Annotated in this window: 25 protein-coding genes and 1 tRNA gene; 17 read left to right on the forward strand and 9 right to left on the reverse strand. The window is 65.9% G+C overall.

Going from position 1 to position 25,396, the window contains the following annotated elements:
* Positions 1-185: 185 nt before the first annotated feature.
* From IB223_RS07160 to yidD, 3 genes are read right to left on the reverse strand one after another with little or no spacing between them, the layout of a single operon-like run.
* On the reverse strand, positions 186-992 hold the full coding sequence (locus IB223_RS07160) for a M23 family metallopeptidase (protein ID WP_343227176.1): 807 nt from the start codon (positions 990-992) through the stop codon (positions 186-188).
* Positions 993-1,036: 44 nt separating this feature from the next.
* Positions 1,037-2,383 carry a dihydroorotase gene (locus IB223_RS07165; RefSeq protein ID WP_192200906.1) on the reverse strand — a complete coding sequence of 449 codons (1,347 nt, stop codon included), beginning with the start codon at positions 2,381-2,383 and terminating at the stop codon, positions 1,037-1,039.
* Positions 2,383-2,640: a membrane protein insertion efficiency factor YidD gene (gene yidD / locus IB223_RS07170; RefSeq protein WP_192200907.1), complete on the reverse strand. Its 258-nt coding sequence runs from the start codon at positions 2,638-2,640 to the stop codon at positions 2,383-2,385. Before yidD ends, IB223_RS07165 begins: the two co-directional genes overlap by 1 nt.
* A 95-nt stretch (positions 2,641-2,735) precedes the next feature.
* Here yidD and dksA point away from each other — a divergent pair, with 95 nt between their 5' ends.
* Positions 2,736-3,842 carry an RNA polymerase-binding protein DksA gene (dksA, locus tag IB223_RS07175; RefSeq protein ID WP_192201286.1) on the forward strand — a complete coding sequence of 369 codons (1,107 nt, stop codon included), beginning with the start codon at positions 2,736-2,738 and terminating at the stop codon, positions 3,840-3,842.
* A 71-nt stretch (positions 3,843-3,913) separates the two neighbouring features.
* Here dksA and IB223_RS07180 read toward each other — a convergent pair whose 3' ends face one another.
* The 3 genes from IB223_RS07180 to cysS form a co-directional block, all read right to left on the reverse strand.
* Positions 3,914-5,155 carry an MFS transporter gene (locus IB223_RS07180; RefSeq protein ID WP_192200908.1) on the reverse strand — a complete coding sequence of 414 codons (1,242 nt, stop codon included), beginning with the start codon at positions 5,153-5,155 and terminating at the stop codon, positions 3,914-3,916.
* Entirely contained in the window at positions 5,152-5,589 is a 438-nt protein-coding gene (locus tag IB223_RS07185; RefSeq protein WP_192200909.1) for a SufE family protein, read from the reverse strand. The genes IB223_RS07180 and IB223_RS07185 overlap by 4 nt, the downstream gene beginning before the upstream one ends.
* A 159-nt stretch (positions 5,590-5,748) precedes the next feature.
* The gene (gene cysS, locus IB223_RS07190; protein ID WP_192200910.1) at positions 5,749-7,137 is read right to left on the reverse strand and encodes a cysteine--tRNA ligase; all 1,389 of its coding nucleotides are present in this window, start codon (positions 7,135-7,137) and stop codon (positions 5,749-5,751) included.
* Positions 7,138-7,278: 141 nt separating this feature from the next.
* On the opposite strand from cysS, the gene IB223_RS07195 reads away from it, so the two are divergent.
* The 15 genes from IB223_RS07195 (at position 7,279) to IB223_RS07265 (ending at position 21,743) form a co-directional block, all read left to right on the forward strand.
* The gene (locus IB223_RS07195; protein WP_192200911.1) at positions 7,279-7,776 is read left to right on the forward strand and encodes a hypothetical protein; all 498 of its coding nucleotides are present in this window, start codon (positions 7,279-7,281) and stop codon (positions 7,774-7,776) included.
* A 259-nt stretch (positions 7,777-8,035) separates the two neighbouring features.
* Positions 8,036-9,037 (forward strand): N-acetylornithine carbamoyltransferase, encoded by a 1,002-nt coding sequence (locus IB223_RS07200; protein ID WP_192200912.1) that lies wholly within the window; start codon positions 8,036-8,038, stop codon positions 9,035-9,037.
* 74 nt (positions 9,038-9,111) lie between these two features.
* Positions 9,112-10,317: an argininosuccinate synthase gene (locus tag IB223_RS07205; protein WP_192200913.1), complete on the forward strand. Its 1,206-nt coding sequence runs from the start codon at positions 9,112-9,114 to the stop codon at positions 10,315-10,317.
* Positions 10,318-10,330: 13 nt separating this feature from the next.
* The gene (locus IB223_RS07210; RefSeq protein ID WP_192200914.1) at positions 10,331-10,771 is read left to right on the forward strand and encodes a GNAT family N-acetyltransferase; all 441 of its coding nucleotides are present in this window, start codon (positions 10,331-10,333) and stop codon (positions 10,769-10,771) included.
* Positions 10,768-11,856 carry an acetylornithine deacetylase gene (locus IB223_RS07215; RefSeq protein WP_192200915.1) on the forward strand — a complete coding sequence of 363 codons (1,089 nt, stop codon included), beginning with the start codon at positions 10,768-10,770 and terminating at the stop codon, positions 11,854-11,856. Before IB223_RS07210 ends, IB223_RS07215 begins: the two co-directional genes overlap by 4 nt.
* 76 nt (positions 11,857-11,932) lie before the next feature.
* A complete protein-coding gene (locus tag IB223_RS07220) occupies positions 11,933-13,252 on the forward strand; it encodes an acetylglutamate kinase (RefSeq protein WP_192200916.1) in 1,320 nt (439 codons plus the stop codon).
* Between the two features lies 1 nt (position 13,253).
* Complete coding sequence (locus IB223_RS07225) at positions 13,254-13,877, forward strand: GNAT family N-acetyltransferase (RefSeq protein ID WP_192200917.1); 624 nt, start codon at positions 13,254-13,256, stop codon at positions 13,875-13,877.
* Entirely contained in the window at positions 13,874-14,836 is a 963-nt protein-coding gene (argC, locus tag IB223_RS07230) for an N-acetyl-gamma-glutamyl-phosphate reductase (RefSeq protein WP_192200918.1), read from the forward strand. The genes IB223_RS07225 and argC overlap by 4 nt, the downstream gene beginning before the upstream one ends.
* Positions 14,833-16,125: an argininosuccinate lyase gene (gene argH, locus IB223_RS07235; protein WP_192200919.1), complete on the forward strand. Its 1,293-nt coding sequence runs from the start codon at positions 14,833-14,835 to the stop codon at positions 16,123-16,125. Before argC ends, argH begins: the two co-directional genes overlap by 4 nt.
* 14 nt (positions 16,126-16,139) lie before the next feature.
* Positions 16,140-16,379, forward strand: a complete 240-nt coding sequence (locus IB223_RS07240) for a YciI family protein (protein WP_192201287.1) — start codon at positions 16,140-16,142, stop codon at positions 16,377-16,379.
* Between the two features lie 9 nt (positions 16,380-16,388).
* Entirely contained in the window at positions 16,389-17,537 is a 1,149-nt protein-coding gene (proB, locus tag IB223_RS07245) for a glutamate 5-kinase (RefSeq protein WP_192200920.1), read from the forward strand.
* 35 nt (positions 17,538-17,572) lie between these two features.
* Entirely contained in the window at positions 17,573-18,853 is a 1,281-nt protein-coding gene (locus IB223_RS07250) for a glutamate-5-semialdehyde dehydrogenase (RefSeq protein WP_192200921.1), read from the forward strand.
* Positions 18,854-18,964: 111 nt separating this feature from the next.
* Entirely contained in the window at positions 18,965-20,395 is a 1,431-nt protein-coding gene (locus IB223_RS07255) for a glycosyltransferase (protein ID WP_225590835.1), read from the forward strand.
* Positions 20,395-21,321 carry a hypothetical protein gene (locus IB223_RS07260; protein ID WP_192200922.1) on the forward strand — a complete coding sequence of 309 codons (927 nt, stop codon included), beginning with the start codon at positions 20,395-20,397 and terminating at the stop codon, positions 21,319-21,321. The genes IB223_RS07255 and IB223_RS07260 overlap by 1 nt, the downstream gene beginning before the upstream one ends.
* Before the next feature lie 98 nt (positions 21,322-21,419).
* On the forward strand, positions 21,420-21,743 hold the full coding sequence (locus IB223_RS07265; RefSeq protein WP_192200923.1) for a terminase small subunit: 324 nt from the start codon (positions 21,420-21,422) through the stop codon (positions 21,741-21,743).
* A gap of 99 nt (positions 21,744-21,842) precedes the next feature.
* Here the strand turns inward: IB223_RS07265 and IB223_RS07270 are convergent, their stop codons facing one another.
* From IB223_RS07270 to IB223_RS07280, 3 genes are all read right to left on the reverse strand, one after another.
* A complete protein-coding gene (locus tag IB223_RS07270) occupies positions 21,843-22,958 on the reverse strand; it encodes a hypothetical protein (RefSeq protein ID WP_225590836.1) in 1,116 nt (371 codons plus the stop codon).
* Positions 22,959-23,390: 432 nt separating this feature from the next.
* Complete coding sequence (locus tag IB223_RS07275; protein ID WP_192200925.1) at positions 23,391-23,645, reverse strand: translation initiation factor 1; 255 nt, start codon at positions 23,643-23,645, stop codon at positions 23,391-23,393.
* 142 nt (positions 23,646-23,787) lie between these two features.
* Positions 23,788-23,864 (reverse strand) — tRNA-Pro (locus tag IB223_RS07280).
* 149 nt (positions 23,865-24,013) lie between these two features.
* Here IB223_RS07280 and hisS point away from each other — a divergent pair.
* A complete protein-coding gene (hisS, locus tag IB223_RS07285) occupies positions 24,014-25,396 on the forward strand; it encodes a histidine--tRNA ligase (protein WP_192200926.1) in 1,383 nt (460 codons plus the stop codon).

A 25,396-nucleotide genomic window follows, 5' to 3' on the forward strand; every position in this document is an offset into this window, starting at 1 on the left:
GAAACTGAAGGCGACCGCCGGTCGTGACGCGTCGCAACGCGCCCGGGTGGTGAACGTTGGCGTCTACTTTCCGCGTTCGAGGACGAGCAGGGGATCGATGCGGATGTCGAACCGCGCCCCCTGAAACTGAAGGCGATCGCCGGTCGTGGCGCGTGGCAACGCACCCGGGTGGTGAACGTTGACGTCTACTTTCCGCGTTCGAGGACGAGCAGGGGATCGATGCGGGTATCGAACCAGTTCATCCCCCAATGCAGATGCGGCCCCGTCGCGCGCCCGGTCGCACCGACGGCACCGATCACCTGGCCCGGCTCCACGCGATCCCCCACCTTCACGTCGATGCGCGACAGATGCAGGAAGTTGGAGCTGATGCCATGGCCATGGTCCAGCAACAGCGTGCCGCCGGTCAGGTAGAGGTCGGGGGCGGCGAAGGTCACCACGCCGCCGGCGGGCGCCTTCACGGGCGTGCCGTTGGGGGCGGCGATATCCATGCCGGAGTGCCCTGCGCCGGGTTGACCGTTGTAGACGCGGGCATTGCCGAAACGACCGCTGATGCGGCCCTGCACCGGCCACTGGAAGGGCAGGGCGAAGTCGGCGCGCTCGTCGTCGCGTGCGCGCGCCGCGGTGACCAGTGCCTGTTCGCGCTGGATGCGCGCGGCGATCTCCGGCGGGGGATTGACCGTCTTGGGCGGCACGCCGTTGACGTGCTCCACCGGCCACTCACGCCGGGCCACGGTGATGTCGACCGATTCGGTGCGGCCGGAGGGCGTGGTGACCGAGACCTGCAGCGGGCCGGTTTCATCGCGGCCCACGCCAAGCACCACGGTGCCATAGCCCGTCGTGCGCAGCAGGCGGTCGCGATACCGCACCTGGCTGCCCGGCGGGACTTTGCCGAACACCAGGGAACCCTGCGACACGCTGCCCGGGAACACCACACGCTCTTCCTGCGACGCGGGAGCGGCGGGCGCTGCATCCTGCGCTGCGACCAGGGGAATCCAGCCGGCACAGACAGCGGCGAGCAGCGCCGCGACCGCCAGCTTCAACGTGAGAACTCGAGGCGCTGGCCCACGGGTGTGCCCACCAGGTGCTCACCGTTCCAGACCATGCGGCCATTGACCCACGTGGCGCCGACACGGGAACGGAACGTGCGGCCTTCGAACGGCGACCAGCCGACCTTGGACAATACGTCCTCACGCTTCACGGTGAACGGCTCGTCATCGATCAGCACGAGGTCGGCGAAGTAACCCTCGCGCAGATAGCCGCGCTCCTTGACGTCGAACAATTGCGCGGGCGCATGCGCGAACTTCTGCACCACACGTGCGACATCCATGCGGCCTTCGTGCACCAGTTCCAGCGCGGCGACCAATGCGTACTGCACCAGCGGCAGGCCGGACGGTGCCTGCGCGTACGGCTTTTCCTTTTCTTCCAGCGTGTGCGGCGCGTGGTCGGTGGCCAGCACGTCGATCACATCGTCCACCAGCGCCCTGATCAGCGCCTCGCGGTCGCTGGCGTCCTTGATGGCGGGATTGCACTTGATCAGGTTGCCCAGCACCGCATAGTCGGCGCGGTCGAAGCGCAGGAAATGGATGCAGGTTTCGGCGGTGATGCGCTTGCGCGCGCCGTCCGCATGCACCAGCGGGCCAGGCGTGAACAACGCCAGTTCGTCGGCGGTGGAGATGTGCAGCACATGCAGGCGGGTGCCGTGCTTGCGTGCCAGCGACATCGCCAGGCGGGTCGACTTGATGCAAGCCTCGCGGCTGCGGATGTCCGGATGGTGCTCGGCCGACAGGGCATCGCCGTACTTGGCCTGGAACGCGGCCAGGTTGGCGTCGATGGTCGGCGTGTCCTCGCAGTGGGTGATGATCGGCGTGGGCGCCTCGCGGAAGATCGCGTCCAGTGTGTCCGGATTGTCGACCAGCATGTTGCCCGTGGAGGCGCCCATGAACACCTTGATGCCGGGCGCGGTCTTCGGGTCGAGGGTGCGGATCGCGTCCAGGTTGTCGTTGCTGGCCCCCATGTAGAAGCCGTAATTGCCCCAGGCGCGGCCCTTGGCGCGCTGGTACTTGTCCTCCAGCGCAGCGGCGTCCAGCGTCGGCGGGCTGGTGTTGGGCATGTCCATGAACGTGGTCAGGCCACCCGCCACGGCCGCTGCCGATTCGGTGGCCATGTCGCCCTTGTGCGGCATGCCGGGTTCGCGGAAATGCACCTGGTCGTCGATCATCCCCGGCAACAGCCAGCGGCCGGCGGCATCGATGACGGTATCGCCGCCCTGGGGCACGATCTCGGCGGCGATGCGGGCGATGCGGCCATTCTCGAAGCGCAGGTCACCCTCGGTGACGCGGCCTTCGTTGACCAGGCGGGCGTTGACGATGACGGTGGCGGGCATCAGTGGTTTCCTGTGCAGGAGTGGGGGAGGTCGGCGCCGTCCCGGGCAGGGACCGGGTCATAGCCACCGGGGTGGAGGGGGTGGCAGCGGCCGATCCGGCGCACCGCCAGCCAGCCGCCCTTCAGCGGACCGAAGCGGCCGATGGCCTCCATGGCGTACTCCGAACAGGAGGGCACGAAGCGGCAGCGAGGCCCCAGCAGCGGACTGATGAAGCGCTTGTAGCCCTTCAGCAGCAGGATGAGCAGGCGGGCGAGCATGGCCCGATGATACCGCGTCGGGTTGCCGCTGCCTCCCGGGTAGGCTATAAAAGCGCGCTTTCCCGATGCTCGGGAAGAACAAGGAAGCGCTGTTCGTGGCTGCAAAGAAACCTGCGAAGAAGGCCGCCAAGGCCGCCAAGAAACCCGCTCAGACCGTCGCCAAGAAGCCTGTCGTGAAGAAGGCTGTCGCCAAGAAACCGGCTCCCAAGCCGGTGGCCAAGAAGGCGGCGCCGAAGCCCGCTGCCAAGAAGCCAGTTGCCAAGAAAGTGGCGACTGCGAAGAAGCCGGCTGCCAAGCCGGTGGCCAAGAAGGCGGCACCGGTCAAGAAAGCGGTTGCCAAGGCAACCAAGCCCGCAGTTGCCAGGAAGCCTGCGCCCGCACCGGTCACCAAGGCGCCCGTCGCCAAGGCGGCTCCAGTGAAGGCGCCGGCCAAGGCCGCGAAGCCCGCTCCCAAACCCGCACCGAAGCCCGCACCGAAGCCGGCTCCGGCAAAGTCCGCCCCCACCGCGGCTGCGACCAAGACTCCCGTGCCGGTTCCCGCCCCCAAGGCGGCTGCCCCGGCCCCGGCGCCCGCCGCCAAGGTTCCGTCCCCCCCGAAGCCTGTGCCAGTCCCGAAACCGACTACCAAGAACGCCAAAGCCTCTACCTCCGTCGAAGCCCCCGTGAGTCCCCGTCCCGCCACCACCCGTCCCGTGGGCAAGGTTGCGGTGGCCGTGGCTGCCCGGCCTGCGGCGCCGGTCGTGCGCGGCAAGGTGAAAGAAGTGCCCTACAAGACCGATGAAGCCACCGGTCGCCCGATCGTGCCGACCGGCTACAAGCCCTCGCCTGACGAGGAGTACATGAGCACGCTGCAGTTGGAGTACTTCCGCCAACGTCTTCTGCAGTGGCGTGCCGACCTGGTCGAGGAATCCAAGCAGACCATCGAGAACCTCAAGGATGAAGTCCGCGACATCGGCGATGAGGCCGAGCGCGCGACCCGCGAGACCGAAAACTCGCTGGAACTGCGTACCCGTGACCGCTACCGCAAGCTGATCGGCAAGATCGACAGCACGCTCAAGCGGCTCGAGGGTGGCGACTACGGCTACTGCGTCGATACCGGCGAAGAAATCGGGCTGGATCGCCTGGAAGCTCGTCTGACCGCCGAGCGCACCATCGATGCCCAGGAACGCTGGGAACACATGCAGAAGCAGCAGGGCGACTGAGCCCGGCGTCATCCGCATACTGAAAACCCCGCTTCGGCGGGGTTTTTTGTGGTCGGCAGAAACGCTGCCGGCTACTGCAGGTCGCGCAGGTCCAGCCGCCGCAGCCGCGGCGCCTTCCACGCGGTGAACCCGGCGACGGACAGGATCGCGAAACCGCCCACGATCACGGCAGGCACCAGTCCCAGCAATCTTGCCATCGTGCCGGCGTAGAACGCGCCCAGTTCATTCGACGAACTGACGAAAATGCCATTGATCGACGATACCCGCCCGCGCATCTCGTCCGGGGTGGACAGTTGCAGGATGGTCGAGCGGACCACCACGGAAACGCCGTCGCACATGCCGTAGAACAGCAGGATCCCCGCCGACAGCCAGAAGCTGCGCGACAGGCCGAAGGCGATGACGCTCAGGCCGAAGCCGGCCACCGCGAACAGCAGCACCCGCCCCGCGTGCTTTTGCAGCGGATGGCGCGCCAGCCACAGGCCGACACAGACCGAGCCCGCCGCCGGCATTGCGCGCAGGATGCCGAGACCCTCGGGTCCGTAGTGGAGGATGTCGTGGATGAAAGCCGGCAGCATGGCCACCACGCCACCCAGCAGCACTGAAAACATGTCCAGCGCCATGGCCCCCAGCATGATCTGGTTGCCCAGTACGAAGCGCCCGCCCTGCGCGATGCTGGCGAACACGGGTAGGCTGACCGCCGGTGGCCCCGGTTCTTCCACGCGCAACCGCGCGAGCACGGTGGCCGCCATCAGCGCGAACACCACCGCCATCGCGTAGGACAGCGTCTTGCCGCCGAAGCCGACCAGCAGGCCGCCCAGCGCGGGGCCGGTGACCAGCGCGGCCTGGAAGATCACGCTGCCCAAACCTGCGGCACGCACGAAGTCCTCGCGCGGCAGCACTTTGGCAAACAGGGCGTTGTAGACCGGACTGAGGAACGAACGCGCCATGCCGGTCAGCGCGATGGCCGCGTAGATGGGCCACGTCCCCTGGAAGGGCAGCCAACCCGAAGAGACTGCCACCAGGATCACCGCCGTGGTCGCCAGTGCGCCGCAAGCGACCATGCCGATCCGTCGTCGTGGCAGGTGGTCGACCAGATAACCGGCGAACGGCGCCACGCAGAAGAACGGCAGGACTTCGGCCAATCCGACCAGGCCCAACGAGAATGGATCGCGGGTCAGTTCGTAGATATGCCAGCCGACCGTGACCGCAACGATCTGGTACGACAACAGTGCGCAGATGCGGTAGGCCAGTACCGCGGAGTAGCCGCGGTTGCGCAGCAGCGAGAAGGCGGAGCGGGACCCGGCTTCGCTCACTTTGCGTTGGCGGCCGTCTCGCGGATGAAGGCCAGCAACGACGCCAGGCCGTTGCTGCGCGTGGGCGAGAGATGCTTGGCCAGGCCGATGTCGGCGATGTAATCGGGCGTGGCGGCCAGGATTTCGTCTGCCGATCGCCCCGAGTACACGCGCAAGGCCAGGAAGATCAGTCCGGACACGATGGCCGAATCACTGACGGCATGGAAGTCGAGCTTCGCCGCGTCGCCCTCGGGCACGATCCACACCATCGACTGGCAGCCGAGCAGGCGGTGTTCCTCCCGCTTCCACTCATCCGGGAACGCAGGCAGCTTGCGGCCCAGGTCGATCAGGTACTGGTAGCGTTCGGACCAGTCGCCGAAGAAGGCGAATTCGTCCTTGATGGCGGCCTGCGCCTCAGCGGCGGTGGGTTCGAGCGGGAAGATCGTGTTGGTCATCTTGTCCTGGTAGGTCCGCGGTTCGAGCCCCTCTCCCATCGGGAGAGGGGTTGGGGTGAGGGTGCGGCGGAGTCCTTATGGTGCCGGCGTCATGATGTCGTCGAACCCTCATCCGGCGCTTCGCGCCACCTTCTCCCGTCGGGAGAAGGGAGGAGCGGTTCACGCACGCTTCCAGCGTACGCCCTGCGGCGTGTCTTCCAGCAGGATGCCTTCGGCCGCCAGCTGGTCGCGGATGGCATCGGAGCGGGCGAAGTCGCGGGACTTCTTGGCGGCCGCGCGCTCGTCGATCAGCGCCTGGATGCGCGCATCGTCATCGGAGGAGGTGCCGCGGCTGAACCATTCGGCCGGGTCCTGCTGGAGCAGGCCGAGCACGAGGCCGGCGCCGAGCAGCTCGCCTTTCAGGCGCTGCCGATCCTCTGGCGTCGTCGCCTTGCGGGCATCTGCGGCGATGCGGGCGACTTCGGCCAGCGCCTGCGGCGTGTTCAGATCATCGCTGAGCGCCTCCTCGATGACCTGCGGCGTGAGCGGCACGACCTTGATATCGCCCAGGTCGCGCAGCGTGCCGTACAGCCGGTCCAGCGTGTTCTTCGACTGCTCCACGAGCGCGTCCGACCAGTCCAGTGGCTGCCGGTAGTGCGCGGAGAGCAGCGCGTAGCGCAGCGCTTCCGGCGGATGCTGCTGCAACAGGTCGTGCACCTTCTCGATGTTGCCCAGCGACTTGCTCATCTTGGCGCCGCCGAAGTTCAGCATGCCGTTGTGCAGCCAGAAACGCGCGAACGTCTTGTGCGAACCGTCGGCATGCTTGTGCGCGCACTCGCTCTGGGCCACTTCGTTCTCGTGGTGCGGGAACTGAAGGTCCACCCCGCCCGCATGGATGTCGATGGTCTCGCCCAGATGCGCAGCGGCCATCGCCGAGCACTCGATGTGCCAGCCGGGGCGACCGACACCCCACGGCGACTCCCAGCCCGGCAGATCCGGGGTGGACGGTTTCCACAGCACGAAATCACCGGGGTCGCGCTTGTACGGCGCCACTTCCACGCGCGCGCCAGCCAGCATCTCTTCCGGATCGCGCCGCGAGAGCTTGCCGTACTCCGGGAAGCTGCCGACCGAGAACAGCACGTGGCCTTCCGCAGGGTAGGCATGGCCGCCCGCGATCAGTTGCTCGATCATCGCGATGATGTGCGGGATGTGCGCCGTGGCGGCCGGTTCGATGTCCGGGCTGAATTCAGCCGTCACGCCCAGGCCGGCCATGTCCTGGCGGTAGGCATCGGCGTAGCGGTCGGTAATGGCCGAGATTGCCACGCCGAGTTCCTTCGCCGCCGCATTGATCTTGTCGTCCACGTCGGTGATGTTGCGCGCGTAGCGCAGTGCGCCATAGCGCCGGCGCAGCAGCGCGGCCAGCACACCGAACACGACCGGCCCGCGGGCGTTGCCGATATGGACGTAGTTGTAGACGGTGGGCCCGCACACGTACATCGTGGGGACGGGGCCGAGAGGTTCGAATTCCTCGACCCGGCGGGTGAGGTTGTTGTGCAGGCGCAGGGTCATGGAAGCGGGGCAGGGGAGAGCCGGTCGATTCTACCTTCTGTGCCGGGATGGGAGGTCGGTGAGGCTGCTTGGCGCCGATGTTCAGCCCCACTCAAGGCGCGGCCCCTAAACTGTGACACCGGGATACCACTTTCAGGCCACATGCACCGCCTCCGCTCCGCCCTTTTCCTGTCCTGCCTGCTGTTCGCCATGTCCGCCATGGCGCAGGAGCGGGTAATCCCGGCGGAGAACGTTCGCCTGGACTATGCGCAGGTATTGAGCGTGGAGCCGGTGTACCAGACCCTGCGGGCCAGCCGCACCGAGCAGCGGTGTGACGAAGTGCCGGCGCCGAAGCCCGAGCAACCGGTCGAGGAAGACAGTCGCTGGTCCAGGATGGTCAGCTCCGTGCGCGGGTGGTTCGGCAGTGACGAGGCCGCGGAGCCGCCGGTGGCGCCGCCGGTCCCGACGGTGAAGGTCAACTGCCGCATGGTGCCCGTCGAGCGCGAGTTCCAGAGGCCCATCGCCTACGATGTGGACTACATCTACAAGGGCGTGAAGTACCGTTCGCGTCTGGCCGAGGATCCTGGCAATCGCCTGCGCATCCGCGTTTCCGTGGCGCCTTACACGTCACCGCTGCAGTCATCGGCCAGCACGCCCTGATCCTGCGCCCGCCGAAAGAAGTCTTGCGCTGCGCCGCAGCACATGCGAGCATTCGCGCCCATGAAGATGAACGCACACGCCCATGCTGACAGCGCGGCCCGCCAGGCCTCGAGCATGACGTCGCGTGCCCGTCGACCGGAATCCTGCATCTAGCTGGGCACCCCGGACGTCGTCGCTTGTTCACCGGAACCCAGCCAGAGGCTGGGTTTTTTCGTTTCTGAAGCCCGTTTTGCCACATTCCCGAAACCAGGATGCCGTAATGAAGCACTTCTTGAACACGCAGGACTGGAGCCGCACCGAGCTGGACGCCCTGCTGACGCAGGCTGCCCTCTACAAGCAGCACAAGCTGGGCGATGCGCTGAAGGGCAAGTCGATCGCGCTGGTGTTCTTCAACCCGTCGATGCGCACCCGCACCAGCTTCGAGCTGGGCGCGTTCCAGCTGGGTGGCCATGCCGTGGTGCTGCAGCCGGGCAAGGACGCATGGCCCATCGAGTTCAACCTGGGCACGGTGATGGACGGCGACACCGAGGAGCACATCGCCGAGGTGGCGAAGGTGCTGGGCCGCTACGTGGACCTGATCGGCGTGCGCGCCTTCCCGAAGTTCGTCGACTGGGCCTATGACCGCGAGGACATCGTGCTGAAGTCCTTCGCCAAGTACTCGCCGGTGCCGGTGATCAACATGGAGACCATCACCCATCCCTGCCAGGAACTGGCCCATGCGCTCGCGCTGCAGGAGCACTTCGGCACGTCAGACCTGCGCGGCAAGAAGTACGTACTCACCTGGACCTACCACCCCAAGCCGCTGAACACCGCGGTTGCCAACTCGGCGCTGACCATCGCCACGCGCATGGGGATGGACGTGACCCTGCTGTGCCCGACGCCGGACTACGTCCTGGACGAACGCTACATGGGTTGGGCTGAGCAGAACGTGGCCGAAAGTGGCGGTTCGCTGACCGTCAGCCACGACATCGACAGCGCCTATGCAGGCGCCGACGTGGTCTACGCAAAGAGCTGGGGCGCGCTGCCGTTCTTCGGCAACTGGGAGCCCGAAAAGCCCATCCGCGACCAGTACAAGCACTTCATGGTGGACGAGCGGAAGATGGCGCTGACCAACAACGGCGTCTTCAGTCACTGCCTGCCGTTGCGCCGCAACGTGAAAGCCACCGACGGCGTGATGGACTCGCCGCAGTGCATCGCCATCAATGAGGCCGAAAACCGCCTGCACGTGCAGAAGGCCATCATGGCCGCGTTGATCAAATAGGGCCGGCCTCGGTCCGCCGCTTCGACACGACACACCAACCCGGTGGGCCAAGGCCCACCCTACGAGACTTCAAGATGACGACCCCCCACGAATCCAAAGACATCGTCCTCGCCTTTTCCGGCGGCCTCGACACCAGCTTCTGCGTGCCCTACCTGAAGGAGCGTGGCTGGAACGTGCACACCGTGTTCGCCGACACCGGCGGCGTGGATGCAGAAGAGCGTGCCTACATCGAACAGCGCGCCGCCGACCTGGGCGTGGCCAGCCACGTCACCGTCGATGGCGGCCCCGCGATCTGGGAGGGCTTCGTCAAGCCGTTCGTGTGGGCGGGCGAGGGCTACCAGGGCCAGTATCCGCTGCTGGTGTCCGATCGCTATCTCATCGTCGACGCCTCGCTGAAGCGCGCTGCCGAGTTGGGCACGAACGCGATCGCGCACGGCTGCACCGGCATGGGCAACGACCAGGTGCGCTTCGACCTCGCGGTGAAGGCCAGCGGTGACTACCGCATTGTGGCGCCGATCCGCGAGATCCAGAAGGAACACACCCAGACCCGCGCCTACGAACAGGCCTATCTGGAAGAGCGCGGCTTCGGCGTGCGCGCCAAGCAGAAGAGCTACACCATCAACGAGAACCTGCTGGGCCTGACCATGTCCGGTGGCGAGATCGATAAGTGGGAGGCCCCCGGTGAGGGTGCCCGCGGCTGGTGCGCGCCGCGTGCCGAATGGCCGGTGGAACCGTTGCGCGTCACGGTCGGCTTCAAGAACGGTGAAGCGGTCAGCCTGGACGGGCAGGCCATCGGCGGCCCCGCGCTGCTGGCGAAGTTGAACGCGCTGTTCGCGCCGTACGGCGTGGGCCGCGGCGTATATACGGGCGACACCGTGATCGGGCTGAAGGGCCGCATCGTCTTCGAAGCGCCCGGCCTGGTGTCGTTGCTGGCCGCGCACCGCGCGCTGGAAGAGACCGTGCTGACCAAGCAGCAGAACCGCTTCAAGCCCGAGATCGCGCGCAAGTGGGTGGAACTGGTGTACGAAGGCTTCTACCACGACCCGTTGAAGGCCGACCTGGAAGCGTTCCTGCAGTCCTCGCAGGCCACCGTCAACGGCGAGGTCGTGCTGGAAACCCGCGGTGGTCGTGTGGACGCGGTGGCAGTGAAGTCCCCGCACATCCTCAATGCCAAGGGCGCAACCTACGCGCAGTCGGCGGACTGGGGCGTCGAGGAAGCCGAAGGCTTCATCAAGCTGTTCGGCATGAGCTCGACCCTGTGGGCCGAGATCAACCGCTGACCGGAGCGTGTCGATGAGCGCCATGCGCGTCAGCACGGACAAGGCGGAACTGGATCTGCAATTGATCCACCGTTTCCTCTCCACCCAGGCTTACTGGAGCCAGGGCATCCCGGAGGACACGGTGGCGCGCGCGATCGCGGGCTCGCTGTGCTTCGGCGGCCATATCGAAGGTGTGGGACAGGTGGCGTTCGCGCGGGTCGTTTCGGACTTCGCGACGTTCGCCTACCTGGCCGACGTGTTCGTGCTGCCGGAACATCGCGGTCGCGGCTACAGCAAGCAGCTGGTCGCCGAGATCATGGCGCACCCGTACCTGCAGGGGCTGCGCCGGTTCATGCTGGCGACCTCCGACGCGCATGGTCTGTACGCGCCGTACGGCTTCGCGGCACCGGCCAAGCCGCAGACGCTGATGGAAGTGTTGCACCCGGATATCTACGCCGAGACGAAAACCGCATGACTCTGCTTGCAACCACGCTCAAGCACCTGGAAGCGCTGGTGTCGTTCGACACTCGCAATCCACCACGCGATATCGGTACGGACGGGATCTTCGACTACCTGCGTGCACAGCTGCCGGACTTCCGCATCGAGGTGACCGATCACGGCGCCGGCGCGGTGTCGTTCTTCGCCGTGCGCGGGCAGCCGAAGCGCGTGTTCAACGTGCACCTGGACACGGTGCCGTCCTCGCCCGCGTGGAGTGCGAGCCCGCACGTGCTGCGCATCGAGGGCGATCGTGCGATGGGCCTGGGCGCCTGCGACATCAAGGGAGCTGCCGCGGCACTGGTCGCTGCCGCGCAGGTGACGAAAGGCGACGCCGCGTTCCTGTTCACGACGGACGAGGAAGCGAACGACGCGCGCTGCATCGCCGCCTTCCTCGCGCGCGACCATGGCTTCGGCGAAGCCATCATTGCCGAACCGACCCGGTGCGAAGCGGTGCTGGCGCACCGTGGCATCAGCGCCGTCCGCATGGCGTTCAAGGGGCAGGCCGGACATGCTTCTGCCGAGAATGCCCTGTCGCTGAGCGCACTGCACAACGCCATGCGCTGGGGTACGACCGCACTGGATTTCGTGCAGGACCAGCATCACATGCGCTTCGGCGGCCTGACCGGCCTGCGCTTCAACATCGGACGGGTCGAAGGTGGCATCAAGGCCAACATGATCGCGCCCAGTGCGGAGGTGCGTTTCGGCTTCCGCCCGCTGCCGTCGCAGGACATGGATCAGCTGCACGCCACGTTCCGCGGTTTCGCCAACGCCGATGCGCTCGCCGAGTACGAGGAGACCTTCCGTGGACCGTCGTTGCCGTCCGGCGATGTCGCCCGTGCAGAGGAACGTCGCCTGGCTGCACGGGATCTTGCCGATGAACTCGGCTTGCCGATCGGCAACGCGGTCGACTTCTGGACGGAAGCGTCGCTGTTTTCCGCCGCGGGTCTGACCGCCTTCGTCTATGGCCCCGGCGATATCGCCCAGGCGCATACGGCGGATGAGTGGGTCTCGCTGGAGCAGTTGCAGCGGTATGCCGACAGCATCGTCAGGATCCTCCAGTAACGCGTAGGGCGGGCCCAGGCCCGCCATAGATCGTCAACGACGGTGGGCCAAGGCCCACCCTACGAAAGCAAGAGACATGGAATCCAACAAGCAAACCCGCCAGACCATCATCCGCCTGCTGTCCAGCATGGCCAGCGCGAAGGAGATCTCGCAGTACGTCAAGCGCTTCTCGCAGCTGGATGCCAAGCGCTTCGCCGTGGTCAAGGTCGGCGGCGCGGTGCTGCGCGATGATCTCGAAGCGCTGACATCGTCGCTTACGTTCCTGCAGGAAGTCGGGCTGACGCCCATCGTCGTGCACGGCGCGGGCCCTCAGCTGGACGAGGAGATGAACGCTGCCGGCATCACCAAGCAGACCGTCAACGGTCTGCGTGTTACCACGCCGGAAGTGCTCGCCATCGTGCGCAAGGTGTTCCTGCAGCAGAACCTGGCGCTGGTCGAGGCGCTGCAGCAGGTCGGCGCGCGCGCCACGTCGATTGTCTCCGGCGTGTTCGAGGCCGAGTACAAGGACCAGGCCACCTACGGCCTGGTCGGCGACGTCACCCGCATCAACCAGGCGCCCATCGAGGCCAGCCTGAAGGCCGGCTCCATTCCGGTGATCGCCAGCATGGGCGAGACCATGGGCGGGCAGATCCTCAACATCAATGCCGACTTCGCCGCCAACGAGCTGGTGCAGGTGTTGCAGCCGTACAAGATCATCTTCCTCACCGGGACCGGTGGCCTGCTGGATGCGGAGGGCCGGGTGATCGATTCGATCAACCTGTCCACCGAGTACGACGAGCTGATGGCGCAGCCTTGGATCAACGGCGGCATGCGGGTGAAGATCGAACAGATCAAGGACCTGCTGGACCGCCTGCCGCTGACCTCGTCGGTGTCGATCACCAAGCCGGCGGAACTGGCCAAGGAGCTGTTCACCCACAAGGGCTCCGGCACCCTGGTCCGCCGCGGCGAGCGCGTGCTGCGCTTCGAAGGCTCCTGGGACGGCGTGGACCAGCCACGCCTGCGCACGCTGATCGAATCCAGCTTCGGCCGCACCCTGCTGGCCGACTATTTCGAACGCACCACGCCGTACCGCGTGTATGTCAGCGAGAACTATCGCACTGCCCTGATCCTGACGCAGGAGGAGGGCTTCGCCTACCTGGACAAGTTCGCCGTGCTCGATGACGCGCAGGGCGAGGGCCTGGGCCGGGCTGTCTGGCACGTGATGCGCGAAGAGAATCCGCAGCTGTTCTGGCGTTCGCGCCACAACAATGCGGTCAACATCTTCTATTACGCCGAGTCCGATGGCTGCTACAAGCAGGAGAAGTGGAAGGTGTTCTGGTACGGCATCGAGGATTTCGGCGACATCGAGCGTTGTGTGGTCCATTGCCGCACGCGACTGCCGACGTTGAAGGATTGACATGGCGAACGCCTCTCTTCCCGCCGCGTGGCAGCATGTCCCCGTCCTGATGGGGCGCCATGCGCGTCTTGAGCCGATGTCGCGAGATCACGTCGATGGCCTGCGTGCTGCATTGTCGGGCGATGCACTGGCCGCGCTGTGGTTCACGCAGGTGCCCAAGGCGGCCGACGCGTCGGCCTACGTCGACACGGTGCTGGCGGCACAGGCCGAAGGCCGTGTGCTGCCCTTCGTGGTGCGGGATGCGGGCGGGCGCGTCGTCGGCAGCACGCGCTTCTACGGGTTGGAAGCAGACGTTCCCAAGCTCAGCATCGGCTACACCTGGTATACGCCGGACGTGCAGCGGACCGGCGTCAACACCGAAGCCAAGCTGCTGCTGCTCACGCACGCGTTCGAGACGTTGGGCTGCATCAGCGTGCTCTTCGAGACCAGCTGGTTCAACCACCGTTCGCGCACCGCGATCGCCCGGCTGGGCGCGAAGCAGGACGGCGTGCTCCGCAACCACAAGCGCCACACCGACGGCTCGCCGCGCGACACCGTCGTCTTCTCGATCATCGATGGCGAATGGCCGGCGGTGAAACGCAACCTGCTGGCCAAGCTGGCCCGGCACGAACAGGATTCCCCATGAGTACCCCCAAGACCGTCGGCATCGTCGGCGCCCGCGGCCACACCGGCGCCGAGTTGATCCGCCTGATTGCGCGCCATCCGCACCTCGAACTGCTGTTCGTGTCCTCGCGCGAGCTCGACGGGCAGAAGGTCAGCGACCATATCGAAGGGTTCACCGGCGAGTTGCGCTACGAGAACCTGAGCCACGAGCAGGTCGGCGCGAAGGGCGCCGATGCGGTGATCCTGGCGCTGCCCAACGGCAAGGCGGCCGAGCTGGTCGCGGCCATCGATGCGCAGGCACCCGACACCGTCGTGGTCGACCTGTCGGCAGATTTCCGCTTCGACGAGCGCTGGTACTACGGCCTGCCGGAACTGACCCGGCAGAAGTACGCCGGCCAGAAGCGGATCAGCAATCCCGGCTGCTACGCCACCGCCATGCAGCTGGCGATCGCGCCCTTGCGTGACCGGCTGGCCGGGCCGCCGCAGTGCTTCGGCGTGTCCGGTTACTCCGGCGCGGGCACCACGCCATCGGACAAGAACAACACCGACCTGCTTCGCGACAACCTGATGCCGTACGCACTCACCGACCACATGCATGAACGCGAGGTCGGCCGCCAGCTCGGCGTGCCGGTCGAGTTCATGCCGCACGTGGCGCCGCATTTCCGCGGCATCACCATGACGGTCAACCTGTGGCTGCAGCAGGCGGCGAAGGTGGAAGACATTCGCTCGCTCTATCGCGAACGCTATGCACACGAACCGCTGATCCATGTCCTGGACGACGCGCCGTGGGTCAGCCGCATTGCCGGCAAGCATGGCGTGGAGATCGGTGGATTCACCCTGGCACCCGGCGGCAAGCGCCTGGTCGTGGTGGCGACGCTCGACAACCTGCTCAAGGGGGCGGCGACGCAGGCGATGCAGAACCTCAACCTCGCGTTCGGGTTCGGAGAATTGGAAAGCATTCCGCAGGAGACGATGGCATGAGCGAGCTGTTGTGGCAGAAGCCCGGCGTGGCGGTCGATGCCGAGATCCAGCGTTTCCTGGCCGGCGACGACGTGGTGCTGGATCGCGAGTTCTTCCTGCACGACATCCAGGCGAGTACCGCGCATGCGGAAGGCCTGCAGCGCATCGGCATCCTCTCGGGCGACGAACTGGCGGGGCTGAAGCGCGAACTCGCGGTGCTGGCGGATGACTTCCGGGCCGGACGCTTCGTGCTCGACGAGCGTTTCGAGGACGGTCACTCCGCCATCGAGGCGAGGCTGACGGAGCGCCTGGGGGATGCCGGCCGCAAGATCCATACCGGCCGCAGCCGCAACGACCAGATCCTGGTGGCCACGCGGCTGTGGCTGAAGGAGAAGCTGGCCCGCGTGGCCGTGCTGTCGCGCGAGATCGCCAAGGTGGCGCTGGACCGCGCGCAGGTCGAGCGCGACCTGCCGATTCCGGGCTACACGCACATCCAGCGTGCCGTCGTCTCTTCGGCCGGCATGTGGTGGGCGGGATGGGCGGAAGCCTTCATCGACAACACGACGCGCGCGCGCGACACGTTGAAGCTGGTCGACGCCAATCCGCTTGGCACCGCCGCAGGATATGGCGTCAACCTCAAGCTGGATCGCGAGCACACCACGGCCGCCCTGGGCTTCGCCCGCATGCAGGTCAGTCCCATCTATGCGCAGCTTTCGCGCGGAAAGTTCGAGATGGCGGCACTGGAGGCGCTGGGTGCGGCGACGCTCGACCTGCGCCGCATCGCCTGGGACCTGTCGCTGTTCACCAGCGCCGAGTTCGGTTTCGTCGCGCTGCCGGCGCAGTACACGACGGGCAGTTCGATCATGCCGAACAAGCGCAATCCCGATGTCATCGAGCTGATGCGCGCCACGCATGCCAGCGTCGCGGCGGCACGCACGGAGATCGAGCAGCTCCTGTCCTTGCCGTCGGGCTACCACCGCGACCTGCAGGCCAGCAAGGGCGCGATCTTCCACGGCTTCGGACGCGGCCTGCCGGCGCTGGAGCTGTTGCCGGCACTGCTGGCCAACCTGGAGTGGCGCGAGGATCGGTTGCGTGCCGCGATCGACTCCGGCATGTACGCCACCGACGTGGCGGTCGAGGCGGCGGTCGCGGGCGTTCCATTCCGCGATGCTTACAAGGCCGCTGCTGCATCGGCGGACAGTGCAGGGCAGGGGCGTACGCCTGAGGGCAGCCTTGCCGCACGCGTGTCGCCGGGCGCGGGCGCGGACCTGCGTCTTGGCGAACTGCTCGCGCGCTGGAACGCGCTGTGACGCGCTACCTCGTCATGGCCATGCGGCGGCCATCCTTCGACGAATCGGTCATCGCGCCGCATCTCGCGTTCCTGGACGCGCTGCGTGCTGCAGGACAGCTGGAGATGACGGGCGGGTTCAGCGACAGGACCGGCGGGGCGTACGTGCTGGTGAACGTGGCGTCGCTGGAGGATGCGCGCGCGATCGCCGCACGCGATCCCCTGGCGCTGACCGGCACGTCCGATCTCACCGTCCACGAATGGAATACACGCTGAGCTGACACGATGAACCACGCCACGCCGCTCCAGTTCGCAGAACAACCGTTGCCGGCCTGGCGGCGCGCCGTGCTCAAGGTTGGCAGCAGTCTGCTGGCCGCGGAAGGCGAAGGGCTCAGCCCGCGTCACGCCCTCAGCCTGGCGCAGTTCGTGTCGTCGAGCATCGCGGCGGGCAGGGAAGTGGTGATCGTGTCATCGGGAGCGGTCGCCGCCGGGCGCGGGTTGCTGAACCGCAAGCCGCGCGCAGGCGCTGCGATGGCCGAGCGGCAGGCGCTGGCGGCGCTGGGGCAGGCGCGGTTGATCGCCTTGTGGCAGCGCTTCTTCGACAGGCCGGTGGCGCAGGTGCTGCTGACCCACGACGACCTGCGCAATCGTCGCCGTTATCTCAACGCACGCGCCACGCTGCAGGAATTGCTGGCGCTGGGCGCGCTGCCGGTGATCAACGAGAACGACACCGTGTCGGTCGACGAATTGAAGCTTGGCGACAACGACAACCTGGCGGCGGTCGTTGCTGCCCTGATCGATGCGGATGCGCTGTTCATCGCCACCGACATCGATGGCTTCTACACCGCGAACCCCCGCACCCACGTTGATGCGCGCCCGATCCTCGATGTCGAGGCGTTGACCCCCGACTTCTTCGCCATGGCGGGAGGAGCCGGCAGCGGCGTGGGCACCGGCGGCATGCATACCAAACTGGAGGCTGCGGCCAAGGCGGCGGCGGCGGGCATCGAGACGTTCCTGTTCAACGGCACGCAGGCCGGTACCGTGGCGGCGTTGGAACGCGGTGCACTGGTCGGTACGCGCTTCCGGCCCGCGCAGAATCGGCTGGCTGCACGCAAGTACTGGCTGCGCAATGTGCCGGTGGAGGCGGGCGCCATCGTCGTCGATGCAGGCGCGGCCAACGCAATGGCGCAGAAAGGCGCGTCCCTGCTGCCGGGGGGCGTGGCTACCGCCGAGGGTGATTTCCGGCGAGGCGACATGGTCGAGCTCGTCCTGCGCGGCGACGAGGGCGACCGGCGCATCGCGCGCGGCGTCAGCCAGTATTCCGCCGTGGATGTGCGCCGCATCGCGCGCCGCCACTCGCGCGATATCGAGGCCATACTCGGCTATACCTATGGCGAGAACGTCGTGCATCGCGACGATCTGGTGCTGCTGTGAAGCGTACGCGTCGAAGACGCCTGCAAGGAGGTCGCATGACCGACATCAAGACCCTGGCCATGCAGTGCCGCGATGCGTCGCAGGCCATCGCCACATTGTCCTCCGCGTCCAGGAACGCCCTGCTGCACGCGATGGCGGATGCGCTGCTGGCAGACGAGGCGACCATCCTGGCCGCCAATGCACGCGACATCGCGGCGGCGGAAGCGAAGGGCGTCGGCAGTGCCATGCTCGACCGGTTGCGCCTGGATGCGCAACGCCTGCATGAAATCGCCTCCGCCGTGCGTGACGTGGCCGTACTGCCGGACCCGGTCGGGCAGGTCACCCGTGCTTACGACCGGCCGAACGGCATCCATGTCGAACGCGTACGCGTGCCGCTGGGCGTGATCGCGATGATCTACGAGGCACGACCGAACGTCACCGCCGATGCCGCCGCTTTATGCCTGAAGGCGGGCAACGCGGTGATCCTGCGTGGCGGATCGGAAGCCATCCATTCCAACACCGCCATTGCGGCGGCGCTCAAGCGCGCACTGCGCGAGGCCGGGTTGCCCGAGGCCGTACTGACCCTGGTCGAAGACCTGCGCCGGGAGACCATCCTGGAACTGATCCAGTTGAACGACATCGTCGACCTGGTGATTCCGCGCGGGGGCGAGGGGTTGATCCGCTTCGTCGCCGAACACGCGCGCGTACCGGTGATCAAGCACTACAAGGGGGTCTGCCACCAGTACGTGGATGCCGGCGCGGACGAGGATCTGGCGCTGGACCTGCTGCTGGATGGCAAGGTGTCCCGCCCGTCGGCCTGCAATTCGCTGGAGACGCTGCTGGTACACCGCGACATGGCGCCGGGCTTCCTGCCGCGCGCTGTGGCTGCACTGCGCGCGCGCGGCGTCGAGGTGCGCGTGGACGAGGCGGGCAGGGCCTTCGTGCCGGATGCCGCTGCCGCAACCGAAGAGGATTTCGCTGCCGAGTTCCTGGACCTGGTACTGGCGGTCGGCGTGGTGGAGGACCTGGATGCCGCCATTGCCCACGTGCGTCGCTACACCTCCGACCACACCGAGGTGATCGTGACCCGCGACCCGGCGCACGCGGAGATCTTCGTCAATGCACTGCGTTCGGCGGTGGTGATGGTCAATGCCTCGTCGCGCTTCTCCGATGGTGGCGAACTCGGGCTGGGCGCGGAGATCGGCATCTCGACCACCCGCCTGCATTCCTATGGGCCCATGGGGCTGGAAGCGCTCACCATCGAGCGGTTCGTGGTGAAGGGCGAGGGCCAGGTCCGGCACCCGGACCTGCTTGCCGCGGCGCAGGGCAAAAAGTGACGCGCAATGTCATAAAAATGTGATGCGTGCCTCAAAAGTGAGTTAAGAGCCCGTTATCCAGTAACGTGACATGTGGCACGACAATTGCGTCATGGGGGGAGCCTCCTGTCGATGCAGCCCCCCCCCATGTACGACGTCAAGACTTCCCTCCCGCCGCCGGATACGTCCTTCCAGGAACCTATCCCGGAGCAGTGGACGCCGGCGAGCGACGCTCCTGCGCGCCGGCGCTTCTATGTGCCGATCCGGCTCAAGTACACCCTCATCCTGCTGGCGTCGCTAGCCTGGGCGGCGGTGTCGGTGAAGCTGTCCCAGCCCTGGCTGTCAGAACTCTCCAAGCCGCTGGGCTTCGGGCTGGCCCTGTTCGTGATCGCGTTCATCGCGTACGTGCCGGGCTTCATGAATGCCTTCCTGATCGGCTCCATCCTGTCCGACCGCCGCCCGATGCTGCGCAAGTACGACCGCCTGCCGGACGTCTGCGTGCTGGTTGCCAGCTACAACGAGAGCGAGAACATCGCCGATACGCTCACCAGCCTCGCCCGCCAGGACTATCCCGGCACCATGGAAGTGGTGGTGATCGATGACGGCTCGACCGACGACAGCCTCGCCATCGCCCGCGCGATGGCAGCGCAACTCGGTCGCCCCGGGCTGCAGATCCGCGTGCTGGCGCAGCCGAAGAACGGCGGCAAATCCAAGGCGCTGAACCGGGGTCTCGCCGAGACCCGCCAGGGGCTGGTGGTGACCGTGGACGGCGATTCCTACCTGCGTGCCGATGCGCTGCGCAAGCTGGTCGAGCGTTTCCTGTCCGATCCGCCTGGCACGGTGGCCGTCGCAGGCGCGGTGCTGGTGCGCAATTCGCGCGAGAACTGGCTGACCCGCAGCCAGGAGTGGGACTACTTCCACGGCATCGCCGCGGTGAAGCGCATGCAGAGCATGTACCACGGCACGCTGGTGGCGCAGGGCGCGTTTTCGCTCTACACCCGCGAATCGCTGGAAGGCGTGGGCGGCTGGCCGGAGTGCGTGGGCGAGGACATCGTGGTGTCGTGGGCGTTGCTGGAAACCGGCGCGCGCATCGGCTACTGCGAGGAAGCCTGCCTGTTCACCAAGGTGCCGACGAAGGTGGGCCAGTTCGCGCGCCAGCGCCAGCGTTGGTCGCGCGGCCTGATGGAAGCGTTCGCACGCCACGGCCGCCTGCTGGTGAAGCCGCGCATGACCACGCTGTTCATCTGGTGGAACCTGCTGTTCCTGCCGCTGGACCTGGTGTACACGTTCGCCTTCATTCCCGGCATCGTGCTGGCCCTCTTCGGCTATTACTGGATCGCCGGCATCATGACACTGCTGGTGCTGCCGCTGGCGGCGCTCTGGAACATCGTCATCTTCCGCGTGCAGTCGCGCATGTTCAAAAGCCAGGACCTGCGGGTGCGGCGGAACATCTCCGGCTTCGTGTTCTACACGCTGGCCTACACCATGATCCTGCAGCCGGTGTGCGTGATGGGCTACGCCGCCGAACTGCTGCGCCTGCGCAAGACCTGGGGGACCAAGTGATGAAGCCATATCTCCTGAGCGCGGCGCTGGCGCTGGCCGCCACGGCGCCTGCTGCGCTGGCGCAGTCGGAAGTCGAAGGCGGCAAGCAGGCCGTGCGCACCGATCTGTGGGTGGGTTCGGATGCGGACGGCAACGAGGCCCGCAAGCTGGCGCTGGGCTGGGACGTGGACCATCGCGACATCGAGCACTGGTGGGGCGTGAAGGTGGAGCACGCGCGCTTTTCCGGGCGTGGCTGGCGCGACGACCAGGACCGCGTGTTCGTCAGTGGCGCGGGCGATGCGGGCGAGCAGTGGCGGTGGGACGGCGATGTGGGCACGAACGGGGACGACCTGATCGGCCGTGCCTCGATCCACAGCCGTGATGCGTACCGCAAGGAGTTCTTCATCGAACGCGATGTGCTGGAGACGCGCAACGGCGTCGCGCAGGGCTGGGTGCAGACCTTCGCGGGCGCGGGCATCGATGTGCCGATGGGCGATCGGTGGTCGGCCAGCGGCGTGGCCGGTCTGCAGGACTTCGGTGTGGGCGACAACCTGCGCACGCATCTGCGCGGCAACGTGGTATTCGCAGTGGCGCCGGAGCAGGGCGTCAGCCTGCAGCTGCGCACGCGCTACTACCGCAACAGCGAGCCGCGCGAGGCGGACTACTATTCGCCGCGCTGGTACGGCGAGGCGCTGGGTGTGGTGGGCTGGCGCCGGCATGTGGGCGGCTACCAGTACACGGCGCGCGCGGGCCTGGGCCGGCAGCGCAGCGCGGGCGATACGTCCAAGCGGGCGCGGATGCTGGAAGTGGGCGTGGAGACGCCGCGCTGGAAGGATGCGTGGCTGCGGCTTGATGCGGGGTACACCGATACGCCGGTGCTGACGGATACGGGCACGGACAGTTATTCGTACCGGTATCTGCGGTTGCAGGCGTTCGTCGCGTTCTGACCACGATTCGCCGTTCGGGCCGCATTGCGGCCGGTCAGGATGCTGCGGTTGCCGCAGGCTGCGCGGTGGGCAGCGCGTCCGCCGCTGCTGACAAGCTCATGGCGACGCCGGCTATTCGTGCGGCGCTGAAGGCTGCCGGGAAGGCCACGCCCGCCGTGGACATGAAAGCCGGTGTTCCGACCATGCCGCGTGGCAGCTACGCCGATCCCAAAGCGTTCCTGTTGGACGTGATGAACCTGGAAGGGCTGCCCATTGCCGTGCGTGCTGACGCGGCCAAGCAACTACTGCCGTACATGCACGCTCGGATGGGCGAGACCGGCAAGAAAGAGAAGGCGAAGGAGAAGGCGCGAGAGATTGTGCGTGGTCGCCACAAATTCGCTACCAAAGCACCGCCACAGCTTCATGTAGTGCGTAGCGACTAGGACGGTGCCGCAAGCGGATTAGGTGTGATTGCCGCAGCGAGAGAAACCGCACCAGCAGAGGCCCCGGTAGCCTGTGCTATCGGGGCCTTTTCTTGTCAGCTAGCCAGGAAGTTCTAGCTCGTCGTACTCGCGCGAAACCAATTGCAAGCGCCCGAGATTTTCGACAAGCTCATAGGTATGTGTGGTTGACCTAGAGTCCAGCCTTCTTAGATTCACGGTAAACTTCAACTTGTCGTCGTGCACGTGTTCCGAGTCAACCTGTAGAACGACTTTTTCGCCGGAATGCCAGTGAGATATAACTTTCACTACGCCGCGCACATTCTCAACTACGTCAACAACGAACTGCACAGAAGTGTTGTCGGAGAATGACGTGTTCAGTGCAGTGCCGCCTACGTTCATGATATAGACGTTATGGAGAGTTCCGGCTGCGTGTCGTGTTCTTTCTACAATCAATATTGGCTCATACGTTGCATCGGCCTGCGCCTCTAACCTCTTTAGTTGCGCATTGAGTGCGCGGGCCTGCTTGTCCATCGCAATTTGTTGATCTTGCTGAGTCTGGTTGTTTTGAGCTAATTCACTACGCTGTAGAGCCAGCTCGGCGCGTTGAGATAGTGATGCATAGATGAGCCAGAGGAAGGCGAGGGGGGAGAACACGCCTGCTAATACGTCGCCCCACTCGTTAGGTGATATTGGCGTGCCCTCAGGATCAAAGAAGCCAAGTAGCCATGCACCGACAAGAACTGCGACTAGATAACCTGCCGTTATCCTCCAGAACACTTTGGTGCTGGGGCCGTTGCTCTCTTTCTCTGACATAGCGACCTCATTTCCGTTGAGTGGTATGTAGGGTGATGTTTCGCCGGTGATGAGAAGTCGCGCTGCTGCGCGCAGTCTGTCGAGATATCCCTTTGCCTCTCGTGGATACTTCTTGTCCACGAGCGTGATGACCTCAGCGCCTACGCGAAACCCGGCGTCCATTAGTTGGGCAAGATTGGTATAGAACTCTCTCGCCCCATGTGGATCATCGCTGCTAAAAAGCGAACCTGTGGTGCCTGGGGCGTGGTCATTTAAGCGCCGAAGGTCCGACACTATGGCGTCAACAATCGTGATGAATCTTGATAAGTAGACCGACAGGTCGCGGCTAATCACTCCCGCGTGAGCCATTGCTGCGCGACAGTTCGGTATGTAGTCGTCACGTACATGGACGGTCAGTTGCACCGTATGACCGTGCTCGGCAGCGATAGCGGCCCGCTGGGAGGCTCCAGCCCAATCGCGTGCTCTCACCATAGTTAGGCTTGCGTCTATCTCACTCGCAGCCGCCAACGCTAGGTTGCGGGCCTGTCGGCGCTCCTTTCGGGCCTCAATGCTCCATGTCGCGATCCACGACAACAGACCACCGATTAGCGCGCCGAGTAGCGCGGCCATGCCGCTGTCTACCGTCATAGTTCCCCCTGCCCCCAGAAGTACTTAAATAGTACTCCCGTAATTCGTTAGTGAGGCAGCCTCGCCATCCCTGATGAGGCCCGGACGGTGGATAGTCATTGGCGCGTCCGTTGCCGTGGTCACAGGATGCCCACGCTCGACCATCGGCGGGATCGGCGTTGAGCCTGTCGGCGTGTAGGACTTAACTGAGGTGTTTCATTGGGCGGGTCAACAGCCGAACACTGGCTCCCCGAACTCTTCGCGGAGCTTCTTGATTAGCGCTTTATCTGTTGTGTGCGGCGTTTCGGTGACGTCAACGTTCGGCAGCGCTACCAGGGCAGGGACCACAACATGCCTGCGGACCGTCAAAACTGCATCCGCAGGAACCGCTACGGTTCCGCTGCCGTTGTCGTGCTTATAGCTGCCGCTCACCCAGCCATTCGGGGTGAGGTGTTCTTCTTCCCATTCATTGCTTGCTGCCATTCGCTTTGCCTCACGGAGTAGGGTGTGTCGTGAGTATGCCGGCCTATTGATCGGCGCGGCCAGTGGCAGGATTTCTGCACTTACCATGCACTTACGAAAAAACCGCCACTAGGGCGGTTTTGTCGTAAATCCTTGAATCTATTGGTCGGGGAGACAGGATTCGAACCTGCGACCTCTACGTCCCGAACGTAGCGCTCTACCAGACTGAGCTACACCCCGACTGAGCGCGCCATTGTAGTGAACGGCCCCGGCCCCGGCAAGACCCGGAGCCGACTTTCCGCTCCGGCCGGGCCCCCACAGCCGGAAGGCTGCGGCTGATGGCGCCGGACACGTAAAATGCCCGGTCTACGCATGTCGGAGTTGCCCGCTTGATCAAGCCCCGTACCCCGCCCGGAGTGATGGAACTGCTCCCGCGCGAGCAGATCGCCTTCCAGCGCATGCTGGACACCATCCGCCGCAACTACGAGCGCTTCGGTTTCCTGCCCGTGGAAACGCCGGTATTCGAGCTGTCCGAGACGCTGCTGACCAAGTCCGGCGGCGAGACCGAGCGCCAGGTGTATTTTGTGCAGTCGACCGGTGCGCTGGCCAAGGAAGGCGAGGGCCTGCCCGAACTGGCCCTACGCTTCGACCTGACCGTGCCGCTGGCGCGCTACGTGGCCGAACACGAACACGAACTGACCTTCCCGTTCCGCCGCTACCAGATCCAGCGCGTCTACCGCGGCGAACGCCAGCAGCGCGGCCGCTTCCGCGAGTTCTACCAGTGCGACATCGACGTGATCGGCAAGGACGCGCTGAGCGTGCGCTTCGACGCCGAGATCCTGGCGGTGATCCACGCCGTCTTCAGTGAGCTGGGCATCGGCGACTTCACCATCCAGCTGAACAACCGCAAGCTGATGCGCGGCTTCTTCGAGGCGCAGGGTGTTACCGACAGCGAGCAGCAGGCGCTGGTGCTGCGCGAGGTCGACAAACTGGACAAGCGCGGCGCCGACTACGTGCGCGAGACGCTGACCGGCGAAGGCTTCGGCATGGCGGCCGAGGGCGTGGACCGCATCCTGGATTTCGTCGCCGTGCGCAGCACCGGCCACGCCGACGCGCTGGCGCGCCTGGACGCGCTGGGGCAGGGCAGCGACACCTTCAACCAGGGCATCGCCGAACTGCGCGAAGTGTTGGATCTGGTCAAGGCGCTGGGCGTGCCCGAGAGCGCGTACTGCCTGAACTTCTCCATCGCCCGTGGTCTGGATTACTACACCGGCACCGTCTACGAGACCCAGCTGGACGGGTACCCGCAGATCGGCTCGATCTGCTCCGGCGGCCGCTACGAAGACCTGGCCAGCCACTACACCAAGTCGAAGCTGCCGGGCGTGGGCATCTCCATCGGCCTGACCCGCCTGTTCTGGCAGCTGCGCGAGGCCGGCCTGATCGCCGGCAGCGATGAGAGCAGCGTGCAGGCCATGGTTGCGCTGATGGACGATGGGCAGCTGGCCGAGTCGCTCGATATTGCCCGTCGCCTGCGTGCAGCCGGCATCAACACCGAAGTACAGATGGAGGGTCGCAAGCTGGCCAAGCAGTTCCAGTACGCCTCGCGCGCGGGCATCCGCTTCGTGGTGCTGGCCGGCGAGGACGAACTGGCGCGTGGCGCGGTGACCGTCAAGGACCTGTTGCGCGAGCAGCAGTTCGAAGTGAAGCGCGAAGAGCTTGCCAGCAGCCTGAAGGTTGAGCTGGAGCAGGCACGCGTATTGGCGGGGCGCTGA

It is taken from the genome of Pseudoxanthomonas sp. PXM03, assembly GCF_014852005.1.
Taxonomy (GTDB): domain Bacteria; phylum Pseudomonadota; class Gammaproteobacteria; order Xanthomonadales; family Xanthomonadaceae; genus Pseudoxanthomonas_A.